This is a genomic window from Lawsonibacter sp. (genome assembly GCF_022777125.1).
In the GTDB taxonomy this organism is placed as follows: domain Bacteria; phylum Bacillota; class Clostridia; order Oscillospirales; family Oscillospiraceae; genus Lawsonibacter_A; species Lawsonibacter_A hominis.
Genome location: NZ_JALFGV010000170.1, coordinates 1 through 20,308 on the forward strand (window position 1 = coordinate 1; position 20,308 = coordinate 20,308).

At 62.9% G+C, this 20,308-nt stretch carries 17 protein-coding genes and 1 riboswitch; of the genes, 11 read left to right on the plus strand and 6 right to left on the minus strand.

Features of this window, described 5'->3' with window-relative positions:
- Positions 1-143 precede the first annotated feature (143 nt).
- Positions 144-1,565, minus strand: coding sequence for a 4Fe-4S dicluster domain-containing protein (locus MR825_RS14245; protein WP_186908089.1), 1,422 nt, complete (start codon positions 1,563-1,565; stop codon positions 144-146).
- A gap of 306 nt (positions 1,566-1,871) precedes the next feature.
- Here MR825_RS14245 and MR825_RS14250 point away from each other — a divergent pair, with 306 nt between their 5' ends.
- Positions 1,872-2,891 (plus strand): hypothetical protein, encoded by a 1,020-nt coding sequence (locus tag MR825_RS14250; RefSeq protein WP_287881289.1) that lies wholly within the window; start codon positions 1,872-1,874, stop codon positions 2,889-2,891.
- Between the two features lie 68 nt (positions 2,892-2,959).
- Here the strand turns inward: MR825_RS14250 and MR825_RS14255 are convergent, their stop codons facing one another.
- From MR825_RS14255 to MR825_RS14270, 4 genes are all read right to left on the minus strand, one after another.
- Positions 2,960-3,679 carry a type 1 glutamine amidotransferase gene (locus MR825_RS14255; RefSeq protein ID WP_287881291.1) on the minus strand — a complete coding sequence of 240 codons (720 nt, stop codon included), beginning with the start codon at positions 3,677-3,679 and terminating at the stop codon, positions 2,960-2,962.
- Positions 3,676-5,016 carry a MurT ligase domain-containing protein gene (locus MR825_RS14260; protein WP_186908087.1) on the minus strand — a complete coding sequence of 447 codons (1,341 nt, stop codon included), beginning with the start codon at positions 5,014-5,016 and terminating at the stop codon, positions 3,676-3,678. The genes MR825_RS14255 and MR825_RS14260 overlap by 4 nt, the downstream gene beginning before the upstream one ends.
- A gap of 83 nt (positions 5,017-5,099) precedes the next feature.
- The gene (locus tag MR825_RS14265) at positions 5,100-6,536 is read right to left on the minus strand and encodes an FAD-dependent oxidoreductase (RefSeq protein ID WP_256176221.1); all 1,437 of its coding nucleotides are present in this window, start codon (positions 6,534-6,536) and stop codon (positions 5,100-5,102) included.
- 40 nt (positions 6,537-6,576) lie between these two features.
- The gene (locus MR825_RS14270; RefSeq protein WP_186908085.1) at positions 6,577-6,960 is read right to left on the minus strand and encodes a hypothetical protein; all 384 of its coding nucleotides are present in this window, start codon (positions 6,958-6,960) and stop codon (positions 6,577-6,579) included.
- A 136-nt stretch (positions 6,961-7,096) separates the two neighbouring features.
- Between MR825_RS14270 and MR825_RS14275 the strand changes: the two genes are divergently transcribed.
- From MR825_RS14275 to MR825_RS14320, 10 genes are all read left to right on the plus strand, one after another.
- A complete protein-coding gene (locus tag MR825_RS14275; protein WP_186908135.1) occupies positions 7,097-7,405 on the plus strand; it encodes a helix-turn-helix domain-containing protein in 309 nt (102 codons plus the stop codon).
- A gap of 240 nt (positions 7,406-7,645) precedes the next feature.
- Complete coding sequence (locus tag MR825_RS14280; RefSeq protein WP_287881301.1) at positions 7,646-8,653, plus strand: hypothetical protein; 1,008 nt, start codon at positions 7,646-7,648, stop codon at positions 8,651-8,653.
- Between the two features lie 2 nt (positions 8,654-8,655).
- A complete protein-coding gene (locus MR825_RS14285) occupies positions 8,656-10,143 on the plus strand; it encodes a MutS-related protein (protein WP_256176218.1) in 1,488 nt (495 codons plus the stop codon).
- 102 nt (positions 10,144-10,245) lie between these two features.
- Positions 10,246-10,424: riboswitch (Lysine riboswitch) on the plus strand.
- A gap of 119 nt (positions 10,425-10,543) precedes the next feature.
- Positions 10,544-11,365: a 3-keto-5-aminohexanoate cleavage protein gene (locus MR825_RS14290; RefSeq protein WP_287881294.1), complete on the plus strand. Its 822-nt coding sequence runs from the start codon at positions 10,544-10,546 to the stop codon at positions 11,363-11,365.
- Positions 11,366-11,618: 253 nt separating this feature from the next.
- Positions 11,619-12,662: an L-erythro-3,5-diaminohexanoate dehydrogenase gene (locus MR825_RS14295; RefSeq protein ID WP_186908081.1), complete on the plus strand. Its 1,044-nt coding sequence runs from the start codon at positions 11,619-11,621 to the stop codon at positions 12,660-12,662.
- Between the two features lie 59 nt (positions 12,663-12,721).
- The gene (locus MR825_RS14300; RefSeq protein WP_186908080.1) at positions 12,722-13,765 is read left to right on the plus strand and encodes an L-erythro-3,5-diaminohexanoate dehydrogenase; all 1,044 of its coding nucleotides are present in this window, start codon (positions 12,722-12,724) and stop codon (positions 13,763-13,765) included.
- Between the two features lie 103 nt (positions 13,766-13,868).
- Positions 13,869-15,134, plus strand: coding sequence for a lysine 2,3-aminomutase (gene ablA / locus MR825_RS14305; protein ID WP_287881296.1), 1,266 nt, complete (start codon positions 13,869-13,871; stop codon positions 15,132-15,134).
- Between the two features lie 92 nt (positions 15,135-15,226).
- Positions 15,227-16,792: a lysine 5,6-aminomutase subunit alpha gene (locus tag MR825_RS14310; RefSeq protein ID WP_186908078.1), complete on the plus strand. Its 1,566-nt coding sequence runs from the start codon at positions 15,227-15,229 to the stop codon at positions 16,790-16,792.
- Positions 16,789-17,577: an OAM dimerization domain-containing protein gene (locus MR825_RS14315; RefSeq protein WP_186908077.1), complete on the plus strand. Its 789-nt coding sequence runs from the start codon at positions 16,789-16,791 to the stop codon at positions 17,575-17,577. Before MR825_RS14310 ends, MR825_RS14315 begins: the two co-directional genes overlap by 4 nt.
- A gap of 145 nt (positions 17,578-17,722) precedes the next feature.
- On the plus strand, positions 17,723-18,733 hold the full coding sequence (locus tag MR825_RS14320; protein ID WP_256176217.1) for a uroporphyrinogen decarboxylase family protein: 1,011 nt from the start codon (positions 17,723-17,725) through the stop codon (positions 18,731-18,733).
- 42 nt (positions 18,734-18,775) lie between these two features.
- On the opposite strand, the gene MR825_RS14325 is transcribed toward MR825_RS14320, so the two are convergent.
- Positions 18,776-20,188: a sodium-dependent transporter gene (locus MR825_RS14325; RefSeq protein ID WP_287881299.1), complete on the minus strand. Its 1,413-nt coding sequence runs from the start codon at positions 20,186-20,188 to the stop codon at positions 18,776-18,778.
- Between the last annotated feature and the right edge of the window lie 120 nt (positions 20,189-20,308).

Here is a 20,308-nt window from a genome sequence, read left to right on the forward strand (position 1 = left end):
GAAAACCACCGGCTGTGCCGGTGGTTTTCGCTTACAAATAGGGGATGGAGCGCCGTGCGCGGCGCTCCATCCCCTTTTGCGATCCCTTTTGCTCCCGGTCAATGGCTCGAACCTCGATGCTGCCGCAGTCCCTGCGGCTTTTTTTACGTTCCCTGCGCCGCTTCCACAGCGTTTTGGATGGTGCGCCCCTCGGCCTGCCTGGCGTGGCGCTCCACGTCTCCCTGGTTGCGGGGACTGCGGATCAGCTGGGCGGGTCCCTGGACGCAGCCGCCCTCACAGCCCATTCCCTCGATAAAGTTGAAGTCTCCCACACCTTTCGCCGCTTTCAGGAACGCCAGCTTGCAGGCCTCAAACCCGCTGCATGGGTTGGCCTTCAGGGCAAAATCGCTGCCCTGTTCCTTCAGCGCTTCCGCCACGGCGGCGGCCACGCCGCCGCTGCGGGCGAAGGTACGTCCGTACCCGCTGGCCTGGTCCAGTTCGGTGTCTTCCAGCTGGGCTACGTCGAGCCCCCTGGACTCAAACAGGGCATAGAGTTCCTCAAAGGTCAGCACGCAGTCCACCGCGCCCATGGTCTTGCCCAGACGGAACTCCTTCTTCTTGGCCACGCAGGGACCGATGAAGACCACTTTTCCGCCGGGGTCCCTCTGCTTGATGTAACGGGCCGCCATCACCATAGGCGACGGGGTCTCGGAGATCAGATGCGCCTGCTCGGGGAAGTTCTTCTCCACATAGTCCACAAAAGCCGGACAGCAGGAGGAGGCCAGCATCCCCTTTTCCGTCAGCTCCTGCGCCTCACGCCTGGCGGTCATATCCGCCCCCAGCGCCACCTCCACCACATCGTGGAAGCCCAGCAGCTTCAGTCCCGTGACCACCTGACTCAGGTCGGCGGGCGCAAACTGCCCGGCGATGGAAGGCGCGACGGCGGCGTATACCCGGTAATTCCACTTATCCGCACCCTTGAGCATCTCCACTGCGTCCACGAGGAAGGATTTATCCATAATGGCGCCAAAGGGGCACTGATACACACAGGCGCCGCAGGAGGTGCACTTTGCCGGGTCCACGAACGCCTTCTTGTCCTCGCCCATGGAAATCGCCCCGGCTTTGCAGCCGCGTTCACAGGGGCGCTGGTTCTTCTCAATGGCGCCGTAGGGGCAGGCGGTCAGGCACTTGCCGCAGGTGATGCATTTGCTGTGGTCGATCACCGCCCGGTGATTGACGATGGAGATGGCGTCCTTCGGGCAGGTGTGGACGCAGCGGGTGGCGATGCACCCCCGGCAGGCGGGTCCCACGGCGATTTGGGTGACCGGGCATTCGTCACAGGCGATGGGCAGCACCTCCACCAGGTTGGGATTGCCCTTGTCGCCCCCCATGGCCAGCTTGACCCGCTGGGAGATGATGGCCCGCTCTTTATAAATACAGCAGCGCATCTTGGCCTCCGGGCCGGGGATGATCTGCTCCGGGATATCCAGGATGCCCGTCTGGAGATCGTCCTCCCAGGCCAGCTTGGCAACCGACCGAAGCACATCGTTCTTCAATTCCTGTACGCTGGTTTCAAACACCCGCATGACGATTCCCTCTTTCCAAAACGCGGAATTATTTCGTTAATTTTTTCACATTCTTATCATACCCGCTGGACCCACATCCTGTCAATCCGTAATCCTTCCCTGTGTTTGCAGGATTTTGCAGTCCCTTTTCGAAAACGCGCGGGTTTATACCGGGCGGTTCTCTATCCGGCGCCAGCGCTCCGCACCCCTGCCTGCCCCCCCGCATACCTTGGAGTGAGAAATTGATAACTTGGAGGTCATCTTATGCAGGCCCAACCTCAGGTCCGGTTCTTTTTGGGTGCAAATTCCCCTGGCGGCTTTTATTCTTTGTACGATCAGCTCATCGACCCCGCCCAGGCGGAGGAGATCTACATACTCAAGGGAGGGCCCGGCTGCGGCAAATCCTCCCTGATGCACCGGGTCGCGGAAGCCGTTGAAGCGCATGGCCTTTCCGTGGAGTATATCGACTGCTCCGGCGACCCCGATTCTCTGGACGCCATCGTGATCCCACAGCTGAAAACCGCCCTGGTGGACGGCACCGCCCCCCATGTGGTAGAGCCCAGATTTCCCGGCGCGGTAGAATGTTATGTCAATCTCGGGGACTATTACGATCATGACGCGCTGCGGCAGGTCAAGGGTGAGATCATCTCCTGTATGAAAGGCTATAAGGGATGCTACCAGCGGGCCTACCGCTGCCTCACCGCCGCCGCACAGATCGGGGAAGACATGCGTTCCCTGCTCTGCACGCAGGCGCTGGAGGAAAAAATGGCAAAGCGGGCCCGCGGCATTCTCAGCCGCGAGGTCCGAAAGGCCGGCAGCGACTCCGGCCGGCCGGTGCAGCGGTTCCTCGGCGGCGTCACCTGGAAGGGAGAACTGTGTCAGTTCAGCACAGCCGATTTGTTATGTAAACGAATCTACGAGCTTTCCGATCCCTATGGCCTGGCCCACGGCATGCTTACGCACCTGGCCCACGGGGCCATGGCCGCAGGGCACGATGTGATCGTCTGCCCATCCCCCATGTTCCCCGACCGGATGGAGCATCTGCTCATTCCCTCTCTTTCCCTCGGTTTCGTCTCCTCCACCCCTGCGCTGCCCTACGAAAAGCGGCCCTACCGCCGCCTGCGGCTGGACGCCATGGCCGACTCCGAACTGCTGCGCCGGAACAAGCCCCGGCTGAAATTCTCCCGCAAAGTGTCCGCCGCCCTGCTGGAAGAGGCGGTGGAATCCCTGGCGCAGGCCAAAGCCATGCACGACGACCTGGAGGCCGTCTACAACCCCCGCGTGGACTTTGAAGGAGTCTACCGCACCGCCGATCAGATCGCCGGAACGCTGCTCGCCCGCCTGTAAAAAACGTCCCGCCCGGAGCGAATGCTCCGGGCGGGACGCGCGGCTGGCCAACAATCGGCAAGCCGGTTCTATTCCGCAGGCTGGTCCTTTCGGCGCGCAAGCGCGTCATAGGTCACCTGCCAGGCCTTCTCCTCATAGAGGTACTCTTTCGGCTCCGGCGTCCGCCCCAGCAGGCGGGAAAGCAGCCAGTAGTGGAAGTGGGGATTTTTCACCAGGACGGGCCCGATCAGGTGAGTGCCCAGAAAGTTGTTTTTCCGGAAGCCCTCCCCGCTGTCCCCTTCCCGGTTTCCCCGGCCCATGACCACCTGGAGCAGGGGCTCCACGTCCCCCTCCCAGTCCTCACAGTGGTTGAAAAATCCCACCAGGGGGCGCTCCAGCTCCGGGTGGCGGGCGATGGCGTCGCCGGTGTAGCGCGTATCGCGCCGCTCCCGCACGGCAACGTCCAGCAGCCCCAGGCCCTGCCAGACCTGCCCGGCTGCGTCGGTGATCTCCCGGCCCAACAGGGCGGCGGCATTGCCGGTAAAGAGCGCATGCTTCCCGGCGTCCATCGCCTCCCGCAGCGCTCCGGCGCAGGGCCGCAGGTGCTCCAGCGCCGCCTTCTGGCTGCGCTCGGTGCCCGCGCCCATGTAGATCCAATCGTACGCTGCGATCTCCAGCGCCTCCCCCGGCGCTTTCCGGTCCACGCTCACGTCCTCCCCCTGGTCCGCCAGGCGGCGCTCCAGGGCGCAAAGGTTCCCGCTCTCCCCGTAGAGGTTCATCAGGTCGGGGTACAGATAGAGGATTTTCATGCCCGTCCCTCCTGTTCCACCTGCACGCGGGTCAGCAGCTTGTCCTTGTCGGAGAAGCAGGTGATGAAATAGATATAGCCCTCGCCGTGCTCCTTCACCCAGTCCACCGCCGCGCCGATGTCCCCGATCACGCGGACGCGCTCCGGCGGGATGGGGCAGTAGGAGAAGCGGACGGCCAGATCGTTGCTGTACCGTCCGGCCAGGACGATCTGCTTCACCTGAGGGGCGTTCAGGCGCTCGAAGTCGATGTCCCACAGCCAGGAGGTCTCGCTGGTGAAGTATTTGCGGCTGATGGCGTCCACCAGCACCAGCACCGTCACGTCCCGCCCGTCCTGGACGGCCAGGCGGATGGACTGGTCGTAGGAGATGGAGTTTTCGTGTTTGGAGGTCAGCAGCGTGCCCGCCCGCTCGCCCGCCCGGAAGGAGACGATGCGTCCGTTTTGCAGGGCGTAGCCGCTCAGCGCCCGGGCGATCGGCTCCTCCGCCAGCCCAAGCGCCCGGCAGGCGGAGAAGGCCGCCAGGGTGTTGTACATGTGATAGATGCCGGAAACGGCCATGTCCACGCGGTACTTGCCGTTGAGGATCAGATGCTTCTCCTCCAGGCTGGCCTGCGTGACGGCGTCCTCCGGCGTATGCCGGTGGTGCCCGCAGCCGGGGCAGCGGTAGGCGCCGATGTGGTTGTAATGGTAGTATTCATACTCCATGGGATGCTTGCAGTGGGGGCAGTACGCCCCGTCCCGGTAGCGGCCGGAGGGCTGCGTCTCGGAGAAGGGCAGCCGTTCCACCCCGAACCAGGTGACCGGGTTGTCCCGCCCCAGAGCGAAGCAGGACACCAGCGGATCGTCTGCGTTGAGGATGAGCCTGGTCCCGGGGTGGATGCTGTCCTGGAGGATGTCGAAGATCCACTCCGGGTGTCCGTTGCGGGTGAGCTGGTCCCGATAGAGGTTGGTAATGACGTAATGCGTGGGGGTAAAGTGCCGGAAGGTGTGGCGGGCAAAGCGCTCGTCGCTCTCCAGCAGGATCACGTCGCTGCGGCAGGTCCCCCCCAGCGTGCAGTCGGAGAGCAGGAAGGTGGTCACGCCCTCGATCTGGTTGGAGCCCTCCCGGTTGTAGGCCACCTTCCAGCCGTTCTGCCGCAGCACGTGGGCGATCATCTCGACGGTGGAGGTCTTTCCGTTGCTGCCGGTGACGGCGATGACCCGGTCAGGCAGCTTGATCTTTTGCAGGATATCGGGGTCCAGCTTCAGGGCCACGCTGCCGGGCAGGCTGCTGCCCTTGCCCAGCAGCTTGCCCGCAAAGCGCAGCAGCTTGCAGGCCAGGATGGCGATGGTTTTCATCTTTCAGGCTCCTTTGGAGCGGAAATCGGGCTCCTTTTGATGCTATCTAAGATACCACATTTTCCCCCCCGTTGCAACGGCCATCATTCCGTCAGATGCGTCTGCGCCGGTCCCTCCAGCAGGCGGCCCCGGTGGTCGAAGCGTGAGCCGTGACAGGGGCATTCCCAGCTTTTTTCATCCGGGTTCCACTCCAGCTGGCAGCCCAGATGGGGGCAGCGGGTGGAGACCAGGAACAGCTCGCCCGTCTCGTCCCGGTAGGCGCCCACCTTTTCCCCGTCCAGCTCCACCACGCCGCCGTGGCCGCTGGGCAGGGCCTCCAGCTCCGCGCGGCCGGAGGTGAAAAGCTGGCGCGAGAGGCCTTTTACCGTCTGCTTGCCGTCCTCCAGCAGGTTGGCCCCGGCGGCGGGCAGCTTGAAGCGCCGGGGCGAGAAAACGGCCCCGTCCGGGTCTTCCCGCCCGGTGATACGGGCGCTGATGAGCATGGCGGCGGCCATGGAGGAGGTCATCCCCCACTTCTGAAACCCGGTGGCCACATACCAATTGGGGACGGAGGGCGCGTACACGCCGATATAGGGCACCCCGTCCAGTGGGATGCAGTCCTGCGCGGACCAATGCGCCGCCTCCCGGCTGTCCGGATAGCAGCGCCGGGCCGCCTGGCGCAGCAGCTCATAGCGTCCTCCGGCGGAGTTCTCCCCCGTCCGGTGGTTGCCGCCGCCCAGCAGCAGGTATTCCCCCGCGTTTCGGAAGGAGAGCCCTTCCGGGTCCACGCCGTAGTACATGCCGTCCAGCTGCGGGGCGTTTTTCAGCGCCAGCACGTAGCTGCGCTCCTGGTGCATCCGCGCGAAATAGTAGCCGGGGGCGTTGACGAAGGGGAAATGGCAGGCGAACACGACGTGCCGCGCCCGCACGGTCCCCCGGTCGGTCTCCACCCGCCCTCCGTCCACCCGCAGCACCAGGGTCTGCTCATATACCGTCACCTGCTCCGCTACCGCCGCCAAAAAGCGCAGGGGATGGAACTGGGCCTGCTCCTCAAAGCGCACCGCACCCTTCACCGGGAAGGGCAGGGCGGTCTGGGCGGTAAACTGCGCGTTCAGGCCCAGGGCCCGGGCGGCGTGGGCTTCCGCGCGCAGCGCGTCCTCGTCCAGCGTGGAGTAGAGATAGGCCGCCCGCTCCTCCAGCGCGCAGTCGATGGCAAGCTCCCGGACGATACGCCGGTACTCCGCAATGGCGCGCTGGTTGACCCGGGCATACTGCCCGGCCTGCTCCGCGCCGAACCGGCGCGTCAGCTTGTCGTAGATCAGCCCGTGCTGACTGGTGATCTTGGCGGTGGTGTTCCGGGTCTGCCCGCTTCCCAGCCGCTGCGCCTCCAGCACCACGGACTCCACCCCCGCCTCCTTCAGCAGCCAGGCGGTGAGCACCCCCGCCATGCCGCCGCCGATCACGGCCGTATCGGTCTCCAGGTCGCCCGGCAGCGGAGGCCGGGGGGCTATTTGGGTCGTTTCGCTCCAAATCGATGGCATTTGCCTCACCTCCGCAACAGCTTTTGCAATCGGAAGGAAATTATTCCCGCAAACGCCAGCGAAATACGCCGTTGCCCACGCATACCGGCTCAAAGGCGCGCAGCCAGGTACACAGGGCGCAGAGCTGCCTGCGCGTCCGGTTGGGCGTGCCGTCCACGTAAAAGGTCATATAGGCCAGCTCTTCCGGGCGGTGGACCCGGGCCTGCCAGAGGGCGCGGGAGACGCTCTGTTTGACCGACGCGGCGGAGACCCGGTATGTGACACCCAGCCGGATGAACACTTCCCGGTCCGGTTCCCACCCCGCCAGGGCCCACTCCAGCGCGGTTTTGATGTACCGCCACCCCTGATAGCGGCGAGCGATCCCAAGGCAGGCTAGAACTACCTCGGCCTGGCGGTTTTTTTCAATTTCACAAGTTACGTCCATATCTATTTCACCTCTTGTTTTTTTAATTTATAGCTAGTTCAAATTTATACTCCATCTTAAATATAGTGTATAAAACCATAATTTTCAACAAACATCTAGTACAATTATAGAAAAGCTTTTTTGGGGGGTGGATATTGTGTTTGAAGAGCAATTGGCCCGCCGCCTCACTGCACTGCGGGAACAAAAGCAGGTATCCGCCCGCGAGATGAGCCTTGACATCGGCCTGAGCGAATCTTACGTCAACAACATCGAAAATCAAAAGATGCTACCCTCCATGCGTAATTTTTTCTACATTTGTGACTATTTCGGTATCACGCCCCGGGAGTTTTTCGATGATGAAACTCCCTGTCCCCAGCAGCTGCACCGGCTGATGGACGCTTTAAAGGCGTTGGACGCCAAGCAGCTGGATGCGCTCGTCAACCTCGCGGAACAAATGAAACGCTAGAGCCGGCGGCCGGAACGGGCCCCGGCTCTGTTGTTTTCTGGGGCGCCCGGCGGAAACGCGCCCCCCCATTGACAGAATCGTCCAAAGGCTTCTATAATACTCTCTGTTGAATCAACCGCGCTGGGGTCGAACGGCCCTTTGGAACCGTCCGGATCGGATTCGGCCACGGCCGCAATGCGTATTTCCGCCGGCATGGCGCGCCATGCCGGCGAACGGCGCAGGATTTCCTGCGCGATGGAGGTGCATTTTTTGAAAAAGCTCCTGGCCCCCCTGGTGGGGGACGCGTCCCCGGTAACGGTGATCGGGCTGTGCAAGAACGCGGGGAAGACCACCGCCATGCGCCGCCTGATGGCGGAGCTGGAGGAGGAGTGCCTGGGCCTGACCTCGGTGGGCCGGGACGGCGAAGGCACCGACCTGGTGACGGGCACGGAAAAGCCCGACCTGTACATCAAAGCCGGCGACCTGTTCGCCACGGCCCGGGGCATGCTGCCGCTGTGCGACGTGACGGTGGAAGTGGCCTGCCTGACCGACGTGATGACCCCGCTGGGCGAGGTGGGCGTCTTCCGCGCCCTGTCCGACGGGTATATCCAGCTGGCCGGACCCTCCGCCGCCGGGCAGCTGCCGCCGCTGTGCGAGGTGTTTGCATCCCTGGGGGCGGACCGGGTGCTCATCGACGGGGCCGCCGGGCGCAAGTCGCTGGCCGGGGCCGGGATCGAGGGCGCCGCGCTTTTGTGTACCGGCGCTTCGCTGGACCGGGACATGGACCTTGTGGTGGCCGAGACCGCCCACACCTGCGCCCTGTTTGCCAGCCGCCGCCCGGAGCACCCCGCCCTCTGCGCCGCGCTGGACGCCTGCACGTCCCGCTTTGCCCTGTTCACGCCCGAGGGCGCGCCGCTGGAGCTGCCTCTGGACGAGGCCGGCGCCCCCCGCTGGAACAAGCTGCCCCGCCGGCGCTGCGTGCTGTGGGCGGCGGGCGGGATCACCGACCCGCTGCTCAAGACCCTGGCCCGCCGGGGCGCGCCCCTGACCCTGGTGGCGGCCGACGCCACCCACGTGCTGGCCGGACGGGCGGCCTGGGATCTGTTCCTCCGCTCCGGCGGCGCCCTGGCGGTGCGGCGGGAGCTGACCATCGCCGCCGTGGCGGCCAATCCCTGGTCGGCCTACGGCTGGCATTTCGATCCCGATCAATTCGTCTCCGCCCTCCGGCGGGTCCTGGACCTGCCGGTGGTGAACGTGAAGGAGGAGTAACCATGGAACTGACTCACGAGCTGCGCGAACATTCCGGCCTGCAATGGGTGCTGGACCGGCTGGTCCCCCTGTCCCCCTTCGGCCGCGCCGCCGCCCGCGCCCCCCGGTGGTACGGCCCCGGGGAGGAAGCCGCCCTGGCCGACGAGCTGGACAACCTGGCCCTCTCCCTCTCGCTCTGGGACGCCAAGCAGCTCCCCGAGCCGGAGGAGCAGCCCTGCTGCTGCGACGCGCCCAAGGCCGTCCGGCCCAAGGAGCCCCCCCTGCGCGGCGTGACCCGCTGCCTGCCCCTGTTCCATGATATCCGCGGCAGCTTCGACCGGGACCCCGGCAACCCTTTTGACCTGGTGGAGCTGTTTGAGATCAAACATTTCCTGGTCACGCTGGAGCAGGTGCAGCAGGCCTACGCGGCCCTGCCCCCCTTTGCCGGGATCGCGTTCCCTCCCATGGACGCGGCCCTCGCCCTGGTGGACCCGGACGGCCGCCGCCTTCCCGCCTTTTCGGTGCTGAGCTCCTACCACCCCGGTCTCGGCCCCCTGCGCGAGCAGAAGGCCAGGCTGGAAAAGACCATCCGCGCCGCCTCGGAGGCGGAAAAGCCCGCCCTTCTGGAGCAGCGGCGGGAGCTGGCCGTGCGGGAGGACCAGCTGGAGCTGCTGGTGCGCCGGGACCTGACCTGCAAACTGATGGAATATAAGGCGGACTTTCTGGCCAACATGGACGCGCTGGGACGTCTGGACCTGATCTTCGCCAAGACCAAGCTGGCCCGGCGGTACGGCTGCCGCCGCCCCGTGTTCTCCCGGGACGGCTCCATCACCCTGCGCGGCCTGCGCCACCCCCAGGTGGCCGAAGACCTGCTTGCCCGCGGGGAAGCCTTTACCCCGCTGGATCTGGAACTGAACAAGGGCTGCACCGTGATCACCGGCGCCAATATGGGCGGCAAGACGGTCTCCCTGCGCTCCGTGGTGCTCTCCCTGCTCCTGTTTCAGTGCGGCTTTTTCGTCTTCGCGGAGGAGGCCCGCCTGCCCCTGTTCCACCATGTGTCCCTCATTCTGGCGGACAGCGGCCCCGGCGCGGGCGGCCTGTCCTCCTTCGGCAAGGAGGTCCACCTGCTGGACCGCCTGCTCCAGCACACCCGGGGCAGCTTCTTCTTTGTGGCGCTGGACGAGTTTGCCCGGGGCACCAACCCTCAGGAGGGGGCCGCCCTGGCCCGCGCCCTGGTGCGCCACCTGGGCACCCTGGACTGCGTGGCCCTGATGACCACCCACTACGACGGCGTGTCCGACGTGGCCACCGCCCACTATCAGGTGGCCGGGCTGGTACGGGAGATCGACGGGGACGAGCATGACGACCCCCGCCGCCGCATCGCCCGCCGGATGGATTACCGCCTGCTGCCCGCCCCTCCGGGAGCGCCCTGCCCCCGGGACGCCCTGCGGGTATGCCGCCTTTTGAAGCTGGACCCGGAGCTGATGGAGCTGTTCCAGGCCGACCTGTAGTTCGTTTTTTCTGTCAATTTTTTCAGCACAAATTTGTACAAAAAAAGTGTTGACAAATACCATGCTTTGGGATATATTGACTTCGTAAACAAGTAAATAACATGCATGGATAGAGGCGCGGAGCACAAGGTAACAGGCACGATGGCAAGGGCGGGCGAGCCCGATGCGGCCTGTGAATGTGTGCGCCGCCGAAGGGGGACGCGTACCGTACAACCCTCCCCCTGAGCCGTGGGCCCAGCGCTTACGGATTGTCATGAGTAACATGAAGCGCTATTTATGACGGACAGAGCCGAAGCACGGTCCTGTTGGTCATAAATAGCGTTTTTTGTTTTTGTGGAGCGCTGTCCCGTCGGTTTTTTTCCAGACGGGTCGGCGCGTACTTTTTTGGAGGAGGTATTTTATGGAAAAGCTCATCATTACAGCGGCCATCTGCGGCGCAGAGGTCACCAAGGAGCAGAATCCTGCCGTCCCCTATACCATCGAAGAGATGGTGCGTGAGGCCAAGAGCGCCTTCGATGCCGGCGCGGCCATCATCCACGTCCACGTCCGCTGGGACGACGGGACCCCCACGCAGGACAAGGAGCGCTTCCGCGTCATTATGGACGCCATCCGGGAAGCCTGCCCCGGCGTCATTCTGATTCCCTCCACCGGCGGCGCCACCGGCATGACCCCGGAGGAGCGCCTGCAGCCCACCGAGCTCTTCCCCGAGATGGCTACCCTGGACTGCGGCACCTGCAACTTCGGCGACGATATCTTTGTCAACGACATGCCCACCATGCGCGCGTTCGGCAAGCGGATGCTGGAAAACAACATCAAGCCCGAATACGAGTGCTTTGAGATCGGCCATCTGGACACCATCCTGACCATGGCCAAGAAGGGGCAGGTCCCCGGCGCGCCCATGCAGTTCAACTTCGTGCTGGGCGTTCCCGGCTGCACCCCCGCCACGCCGGGCCACCTGGATTATCTGGTCAAGATGATCCCCGCCGGCTCCACCTGGACCGCCACCGGCATCGGCCGCAACGCCTTTACGCTGGCCGCCGCCGCGATCGCCATGGGCGGCAACGTCCGGGTCGGCTTTGAGGACAACCTGAACCTTTCCCGCGGCGTTCCCGCCAAGAGCAACGGCGAGCTGGTGGAAAAGGTCGTGCGCCTGGCCAGGGAACTGGGCCGCGCGATCGCCACCCCCGACGAGGCCCGCGCGATCCTGTCTCTGAACAAGTAATCCCCGGGGATTTCCCAACCGCACCCACAAAACACTCCCCAACCCGGAATCCCTTATTTCCCAAACTGGAACCCCAATCTCCCCAACCGAAAACCCGATTTCCCAAGCTGGAAACCCGATCTCCCCAACCAGGCAAAAACTCCCCAACCAAACGCAACGCACAGACCCAATCTCCCCAACCAACGCACAGACCCAATTCTCCCCAACCCGAACTATCCCACAGACCGAACAATTGAAGCAGGAGGAATTTACTATGCAGAAAAAAGGCAACAAGTACGGCACCCACCGCGTCATTGAGCCCAAGGGCGTTCTGACCCAGGCGGCTTACAAAATCGACAACAACATGGACGAGATCTACTCCAATGAGATCCTGTGCAATGTGACCGCCCTGAACATCGACTCCGCCTCCTTCACTCAGATCTCCGACGCCTGCGGCGGGGACGAGCAGAAGATCGGCGAAATGATCATGGGCATCGTATCCGAGCGCGGCAAGCAGCAGAATCCCGTCACCGGTTCCGGCGGCATGTTCATGGGCAACGTGGCCAAGATCGGCGACGATCTGAAGGGCAAGATCGATCTGAAGGAGGGGGACAAGGTCGTCTCCCTGGTCTCCCTCTCCCTGACCCCCCTGAAGATCAACAAGATCAAGGCCATCCACAAGGAGATCGACCGTGTGGACGTGGACGCTCAGGCCATTCTGTTCGAGAGCGGCATCTACGCCAAGATGCCCGACGATATGAGCGAGCCTCTGGCCCTGGCCGCCCTGGACGTGGCCGGCGCTCCCGCGCAGGCCCGCAAGCTGCCCAAGGAGGGCGACGATGTGCTGATCCTGGGCGCCAACGGCAAGTCCGGCGTTCTGTGCGCTTACGAGGCGCTCAAGAAGGTCGGCCCCAACGGCAAGGTCGTCGGCGTTGTCCGCAATCCCAAGCAGGTCCAGGGTCTGATCGACCTGGGCGTTTACACCGACGTGATCGTGGCCGACTGCACCAAGCCCGTCGAGGTCATGGAGGCCGCTCTGGCCATCACCGGCGGCAAGGAGTACGATATCTCCATCTGCTGCGTGAACATTGAGAACTGCGAAATGGCCGCCATCCTGCCTGTCCGCGACGACGGTCTGGTCTACTTCTTCTCCATGGCCACCTCCTTCACCAAGGCCGCTCTGGGCGCCGAGGGCATCGGCAAGGACGTGACCATGATCGTGGGCAACGGCTACACCAAGAACCACGCCGAGATCACCCTGAACGTGCTGCGGGAGAATGCCAAGATCCGCAAGCTGTTCGAGGAGAAGTACATCTAATCAACAAGATACGGGGGAGCGGGCCGCGGCCCGCTCCCTTCCAAGCGGGAGGTGGACCCATGCAGAAAAAAGGCAATCGGTACGGCTCTCACCGGGTCATCGAGCCCAAGGGCGTCCTGACCCAGGCGGCCTACCGTATCGATAACAATATGGACGAGATCTACTCCAACGAGATCCTGGTGAACGTCTCCGCCCTGAACATCGACTCGGCTTCCTTTACCCAGATCGCCAACGAGGCCGGACACGACGATGAGAAGATCGGAGCCAAGATCCTGGAGATCGTGGCGGAGCGCGGCAAGCAGCAAAACCCCGTTACCGGCTCCGGCGGCATGTTTATGGGCACGGTCGCCCAGCTGGGCGACGATCTGAAGGGGAAGATCGACCTGAAGGAGGGCGACCGCATCGCCTCTCTGGTCTCCCTGTCCATGACCCCCCTGAAGATTAACAAGATCCTCGCGATCCACCAGGATATTGACCGGGTGGAGGTGGATGCCCAGGCCATCCTGTTCGAGTCCGGCCTGTACGCCAAGCTTCCCGACGACATGAGCGAGGAACTGGCTCTGGCCGCCCTGGACGTGGCCGGCGCCCCCGCCCAGACCCGCAAGCTGGTCAACCGGGGCGACAGCGTTCTCATCCTGGGCGGCGCGGGCAAGAGCGGCATGCTCTGCTGCTATGAGGCCATGAAGCGCTGCGGCGCTACCGGCCGCGTAGTCGCGCTGGTTATCAGCAACGAGGACGCACGCCTGCTCAAACGTCTGCGCCTGTGCCATGAGGCCATCGTGGTCAGCGCCACCGAGCCGGTGGCGGTACTGGAAGCCGCGCTGGAGGCCAACGGCGGGCAGGAATACGACGTGTCCATCTGCGTGGTCAACGTGAAGAACTGCGAGATGAGCTGCATCCTCCCCGTGCGGGACGGTGGCACCGTCTACTTCTTCTCCATGGCCACGTCCTTCACCAAGGCCGCTCTGGGCGCCGAGGGCGTAGGCAAAGACGTGACCATGATCGTGGGCAACGGCTACACCAAGGGCCACGCGGAGATCACCCTGAGCGAACTGCGTGAGAACGAGAAGCTGCGCTCCTATTTCCAGGCCAAATACGTCTGAGGGGGCGCGATCCCCCGCCCGCCGCAAAACGGCGGAACCTCTGTAAGGCGCCGGGGACCCGGCCCCGGTCCATCAAAATTATGTAGAAGGCGGTGCTCTTATTATGATCGAATCCCGTCGCCATATCCTGTTCCCCAACGTTTCTGATGAAGAGTGGAACGACTGGCACTGGCAAGTCAAAAACCGTATCGAGACCCTGGAGGACCTGAAGAAGTACGTGGAGCTCACCCCCGAAGAGGAAGAGGGCGTCAAGGCCTGCCTGGGCACCCTGCGCATGGCCATTACCCCCTTCTATCTGTCCCTGATCCAGCCCGGTGATCCCCGCGATCCCGTCCGGCTGCAGGCCATTCCTACCGCCAAGGCGCTGCACCAGGCCGTCTCCGACCTGCTGGACCCCCTGCACGAGGATGAGGACTCCCCGGCGCCCGGTCTGACCCACCGTTATCCGGACCGCTGCCTGCTGCTGATCACCGACCAGTGCTCCATGTACTGCCGTCACTGCACCCGCCGCCGCTTCGCCGGCCAGCATGACGCGGGCATGCCCGTGGATCAGGTGGATCAGGCCATCGAGTACATCCGCAACACCCCTGTCATCCGGGACGTTCTGCTCTCCGGCGGCGATGCGCTGCTCTGCTCTGACGAGCGCCTGGAGTACATCATCGCCAAGCTGCGCGAGATCCCCCACGTGGAGATCGTCCGCATCGGCTCCCGTACCCCGGTGGTCCTGCCCCAGCGCATCACGCCCGAGCTGTGCAACATGCTGAAGAAGTATCACCCCATCTGGCTGAACACGCACTTCAACCACCCCAACGAGATCACCCCCGAGGCCGCCAAGGCCTGCGCCATGCTGGCCGATGCCGGCATCCCCCTGGGCAACCAGAGCGTGCTGCTGGCCGGCATCAACGACTGCGTGCACGTGATGAAGAAGCTGGTCAACGAGCTGGTCAAGATCCGTGTGCGTCCCTACTACATCTACCAGTGCGACCTGTCCATGGGTCTGGAGCACTTCCGCACCCCCGTCAGCAAGGGCATTGAGATCATCGAGGCTCTGCGCGGCCATACCTCCGGCTTCTGTGTGCCCACCTTCGTGGTGGACGCCCCCGGCGGCGGCGGCAAGACCCCGGTCATGCCGCAGTACGTCATCTCCCAGACGCCGCACAAGGTCATCCTGCGCAACTACGAGGGCGTCATCACCACCTACACCGAGCCCGAGCATTACGAGGAGACCTGCCAGTGCGAGTACTGCAAGGCCGAGCGCGAGGGCAAACGCAAGGTGGAGCTGATGGGTGTGGCCGGTCTGGAGCGCGGCCAGGCTCTGTCCATGGAGCCGGCCAATCTGGAGCGTCATAAGCGCTCCCACCACGAATAAGTACCTCCTCTCTCCTCCTGCGGGCGGGCCGCTGCTGCGGCGGCGGTCCGCTCCCCCCTTTTGACTGACACACAGAATGGAAGTGAGTGCATTTGGAATCCAAGCTGAATCTTGATTTTGATCTGGTGGCGCAGGCCCGCCAGCACGCCTCCCGGGTAGCGGACGATACCCAGCGTTTTATCGACGGCTATACTACGGTGGCCGTGGAGCGTACCATTTGCCGCCTGTTGGGCATCGACGGAGTGGACGAATCCGACGTTCCCCTGCCCAACGTGGTGGTGGAGCACCTGATGGACAAGGGTGCTCTGGCCCAGGGCGCGGCCTTCTGGCTGGGCAACGCCATGCTGGAAACCGGCAAGGACCCCCAGGCGATCGCCGAGGACATCGCCGGGGGCAAGCTGGATCTGACCGCTCTGAGCGCTCATGACGAGGCCGCCATCCACGACGTGATCGCCCCCATCGTTACGGATGCTCTGGCGCGCATCAAGGCCCGCCGTCAGCGCCGTGAGGACTTCATTGCCGCCCACGGAGGCGAAAAGCAGGGCCCGTGGATCTATCTGATCGTGGCCACCGGCAACATCTATGAGGATATTACGCAGGCGACCGCCGCCGCCCGCCAGGGCGCCGACGTCATCGCCGTCATCCGTACCACCGGCCAGTCCCTGCTGGACTACGTGCCCTACGGCGCCACCACCGAGGGCTTCGGCGGCACCTACGCCACCCAGGAGAACTTCCGCCTGATGCGCGAGGCCCTGGACAAGGTCGGCGAAGAGATGGGCCGCTACATCCGCCTGTGCAACTACTGCTCCGGCCTGTGCATGCCCGAGATCGCCGCCATGGGCGCCTTCGAAGGGCTGGACGTGATGCTCAACGACGCGTTGTACGGCATCCTCTTCCGCGACATCAACATGCAGCGCACCCTGGTGGACCAGAACTTCTCCCGCGCCATCAACGCCTACGCGGGCGTGGTCATCAACACCGGCGAGGACAACTACCTGACCACCGCCGACGCGGTGGAGGAGGCCCACACCGTTCTGGCTTCCCAGTTCCTCAACGAGCAGTTCGCCCTGCGGGCGGGCCTGCCGGAGGAGCAGATGGGTCTGGGTCATGCCTTTGAGATCGATCCCGATGTGGAAAACGGCTTCCTTTACGAGCTGGCTCAGGCGGAAATGGCCCGCGAGATCTTCCCCAACGCTCCGCTGAAGTACATGCCTCCCACGAAGTTCATGACCGGCAACATTTTCCGCGGCCATGTGCAGGACGCTCTGTTCAACATGGTCACCATCCTCACTGGCCAGAAGATCCATCTGTTGGGCATGATGACCGAGGCCATCCACACCCCCTTCCTGTCCGACCGCTTCCTGGCCATCCAGAATGCTCAGTACATTTTCCGCACCATGCAGGACTTGGGCAATGAGCTGGTCTTCAAGGACGGCGGCATCATGCAGAACCGCGCCAATGAAGTGCTGCACAAGGCTACCGACCTGCTGGCCCAGATCGAGCAGCTGGGTATCTTCGAGACCCTGGAGCGGGGCATCTTTGCCGACATCAAGCGCCCCCGCGACGGCGGCAAGGGCTTGGACGGCGTCGTGAGCAAGGCGCCGGGGTACTTCAACCCCTTCCTTGCGCCCATGATGAAAGGGGGTGCCGGCAAATGAGTTCCGGACTGTATCAAATCCGCGACAAGGACCTGGACACCACTCTGGACCTGACCCGGCTGAAACCCTACGGCGACACCATGAACGACGGCAAGGTGCAGACCTCCTTCACTCTGCCCGTTAAGGATGACGACAAGGGCGCGGCCGCCGCCGTGCTTGTCGCCCAGAAGATGGGCCTGGCCGACCCCAACGTGGCGCTGCGGCAGAAACTGGACGAGAACTTTACTTTCTACGTGGTCTACGGCTCCCTGACGCATACCATCAACTACAATGAGATCGTGGTCCAGACCGTTACCGACGAGGTCATGGACATGCATGAGACCGACAACTTCCTCAAAGAGCGGCTGGGCCGCAAAATGGTGGTCATCGGCGCCTCCACCGGCACCGACGCCCACACCGTGGGCATTGACGCCATCATGAACCGCAAGGGCTTTGCCGGGCACTACGGCCTGGAGCGCTACGAGATGATCGAAGCCTACAACCTGGGCAGCCAGATCCCCAACGAGGACTTCCTCCGTAAGGCCGCCGAGGTCAACGCCGATGTGCTGCTGGTCTCCCAGACGGTTACGCAAAAGGACGTGCACATCCAGAACCTGACCGAGCTCATCGAGCTGGCGGAGGCTGAGGGCGTGCGCGAGAAGTACATCTTCTGCTGCGGCGGCGCCCGTATCACCCACGCTCTGGCAAAAGAGCTCGGCTATGATGCCGGCTTCGGCGCGGGCACCTACGCCGACGACGTGGCCACCTTCTGCTCCAAGGAACTGGTCCGCCGCCTGGATAAATAGAGACCCACCTTTAAAAACGTGCGCTTCCTTTGGAAGCGCACGTTTTTTGCCAAAGATGTTCCAAAAGACACGGCAAATTACCATACACAGCGGCCCCTCCTGTGGTAACCTGATCGTATCATACGATACAGTCAGGAGGCCGATCATGAAACGCAACATGTATGAATGGGTGGACTCGCTCAAGACGACCGCCCCCAAAAAGACGACTCCCGTGCTCTCCTTTCCCGCCGTGCAGCTCATGGGCGTCACCGTACGGGACCTGATCTCCAGCAGTGCGCTCCAGGCCCGCGGCATGGAGCTGGTGGCCCAGCGGGTCCCCTCCGGCGCCTCCGTGAGTCTGATGGATCTGTCGGTGGAGGCCGAATGCTTCGGCTCCCAGATCCGCTTCACGGACGACGAGGTGCCCACCGTAGTGGGGAGCATCCTCTCCGATGAGGCGGCGGCGGAAGCTCTGACCATCCCGCCCATCGGCGCGGGCCGCACCCGTATCTACATCGAGGCCATTGAGAAGGCCTGTACGCGCATCACCGACCGTCCCGTCCTGGCCGGAGTCATCGGCCCCTTTTCCCTGGCGGGCCGCCTGCTGGATGTGACCGAGGCTATGGTCTACTGCTACTCTGAGCCGGATATGGTCCACACCGTTCTGGAAAAGGCCACCTCCTTTCTGATCGACTATATCAAGGCCTACAAGGCCGTGGGCGCTCACGGCGTGGTCATTGCCGAGCCCTTGGCCGGCCTGCTCTCTCCCGCTCTGGCGCAGGCGTTCTCAGCGGATTACTGCAAGCGCATCGTGGATGCGGTGCAGGACGAGCATTTCATCGTGGTTTACCACAACTGCGGCAACACCACCATCCTCACCATCGATTCCATTCTTTCCGTAGGCGCCAAGATCCTCCACTTCGGCAACGCGATCGACATGGCTGAAATGATGCCCCACATCCCCTCCGACATCGTGGCCATGGGCAATGTGGACCCTGCGGGCGAGTTCCGCAACGGTACGCCGCAATCCATCCGTACCGCCACGCTGGCCGTTATGGAAAAATGCTGCAAATACCCCAACTTCGTCATCTCCTCCGGCTGCGATATCCCCCCCATGTCCAAGTGGGAGAATATTGACGCCTATTTTGCCGCCGTGGCGGAGTTCTACGCCCAATAAAACAGCTGGGCGCGGTCCTTTCGGACCGCGCCCAGCTGCAGTTCAATTCCCAAACAGCGCCAGAATGGCGGGCTTGAACTTTTCCCAATACCCCATAACGAAGATGATCAGTACAATAAAAGGCAGGACCCAGGTCATGTAAAAATGTACCCGGCTCGGGAATCGGATCCCTTTCCCGGTACCGCACTCCGCCAGGAAATTCTCCCAGCCCCAGCCCTTCCGGGACACGCAGAAGAGCAGATACACCAGCGAGCCCAGCGGCAACAGATTGTTGGACAAAATGAAATCCTCCAGATCCAGCACACCGGACCCCGCGCCGAACGGCTGAAAGCCGGACCACAGATTAAAGCCCAGCAGGCAGGGCAGCGAGAGCAGGAAGATCGCTACAAGGTTCACTAAAACCGCTTTTCTTCGACTCCAGCCGTATTTATCCATTGGAAACGTTATAATATTTTGGAACACGGCGATGATCGTGGACAGTGCCGCAAAGGACATAAACACAAAAAACAGCGCGCCCCACAGACGTCCGCCGGGCATGGAGTTGAACACATTGGGCAGGGTGATGAAAATCAGATTCGGACCCGCATCCGGCGTCACGCCAAAGGCAAACGCCGAAGGAAAAATGACCAAACCCACCACAAAGGCCATAAACGTATCCAAGATGCCCACATTGATGGCCTCGCCGAACAGGCGCTGCTCCTTACCGATATAGCTTCCAAAAATGGCCATCGCCCCGATCCCCAGGGAAAGGGTAAAAAAGGCCTGCCCCATGGCGGCAAAGATGGCCTCTCCCAGTCGGAGTCTGCCGTCGGAGGCGTACATCAGGTGCCGGAAGTCGGGTTTGAGGTAGAACTCCAATCCTGCCGCCGCGCCGGGCAGCGTCACGGCGCGGACCACCAGCACGACCAGAATGACCAGCAGGCAGACCATCATAACTTTCGTGATCTTTTCCACACCGTTCTGCAGCCCAAGGGCACACACACCCATGCCCAGCAGCACCACGATCCCCATAAAGGCCAGCATTACGCCCGGCTGACCCATCAAAGTCCCAAACTGCTCCGCCACACCGGCCGTATCCAGCCCCGCAAAGTCCCCCCGGGCCATCTTGACAAAATAGAGGATCATCCAGCCGGCCATGGTGGTATAGAACATCATCAGCATATAATTGCCCGCCATACCAAACCAACTGTACCAGTGCCATTTGCTCCCCTTAGGTTCCAGCACATGAAAGGACCCGGCGATGCTCCTCCGGCTGGCACGGCCCACCGCAAACTCCATAGCCATGATGGGCAGCCCCATGATCACCAGAAACACCAGATAGATCAGCACAAACGCCGCGCCCCCGTACTGCCCCACAATATAGGGAAAGCGCTCCACATTCCCCAATCCGATGGCGCATCCGGCAGAAATCAGCACAAAGCCCAGCCGGGATGCAAACGTCTCTCTCTCGTTCAAGCAGGTAGTGTCAAGGATTTTGCGCAAATTGGTTTGCAGGCTCTGGAATGAATGAAGTCAGCCAGCAATGGAGGCGTCCTCAACGGCAGCCTCCAGGTGCTTCATATTCATGTACTTTTT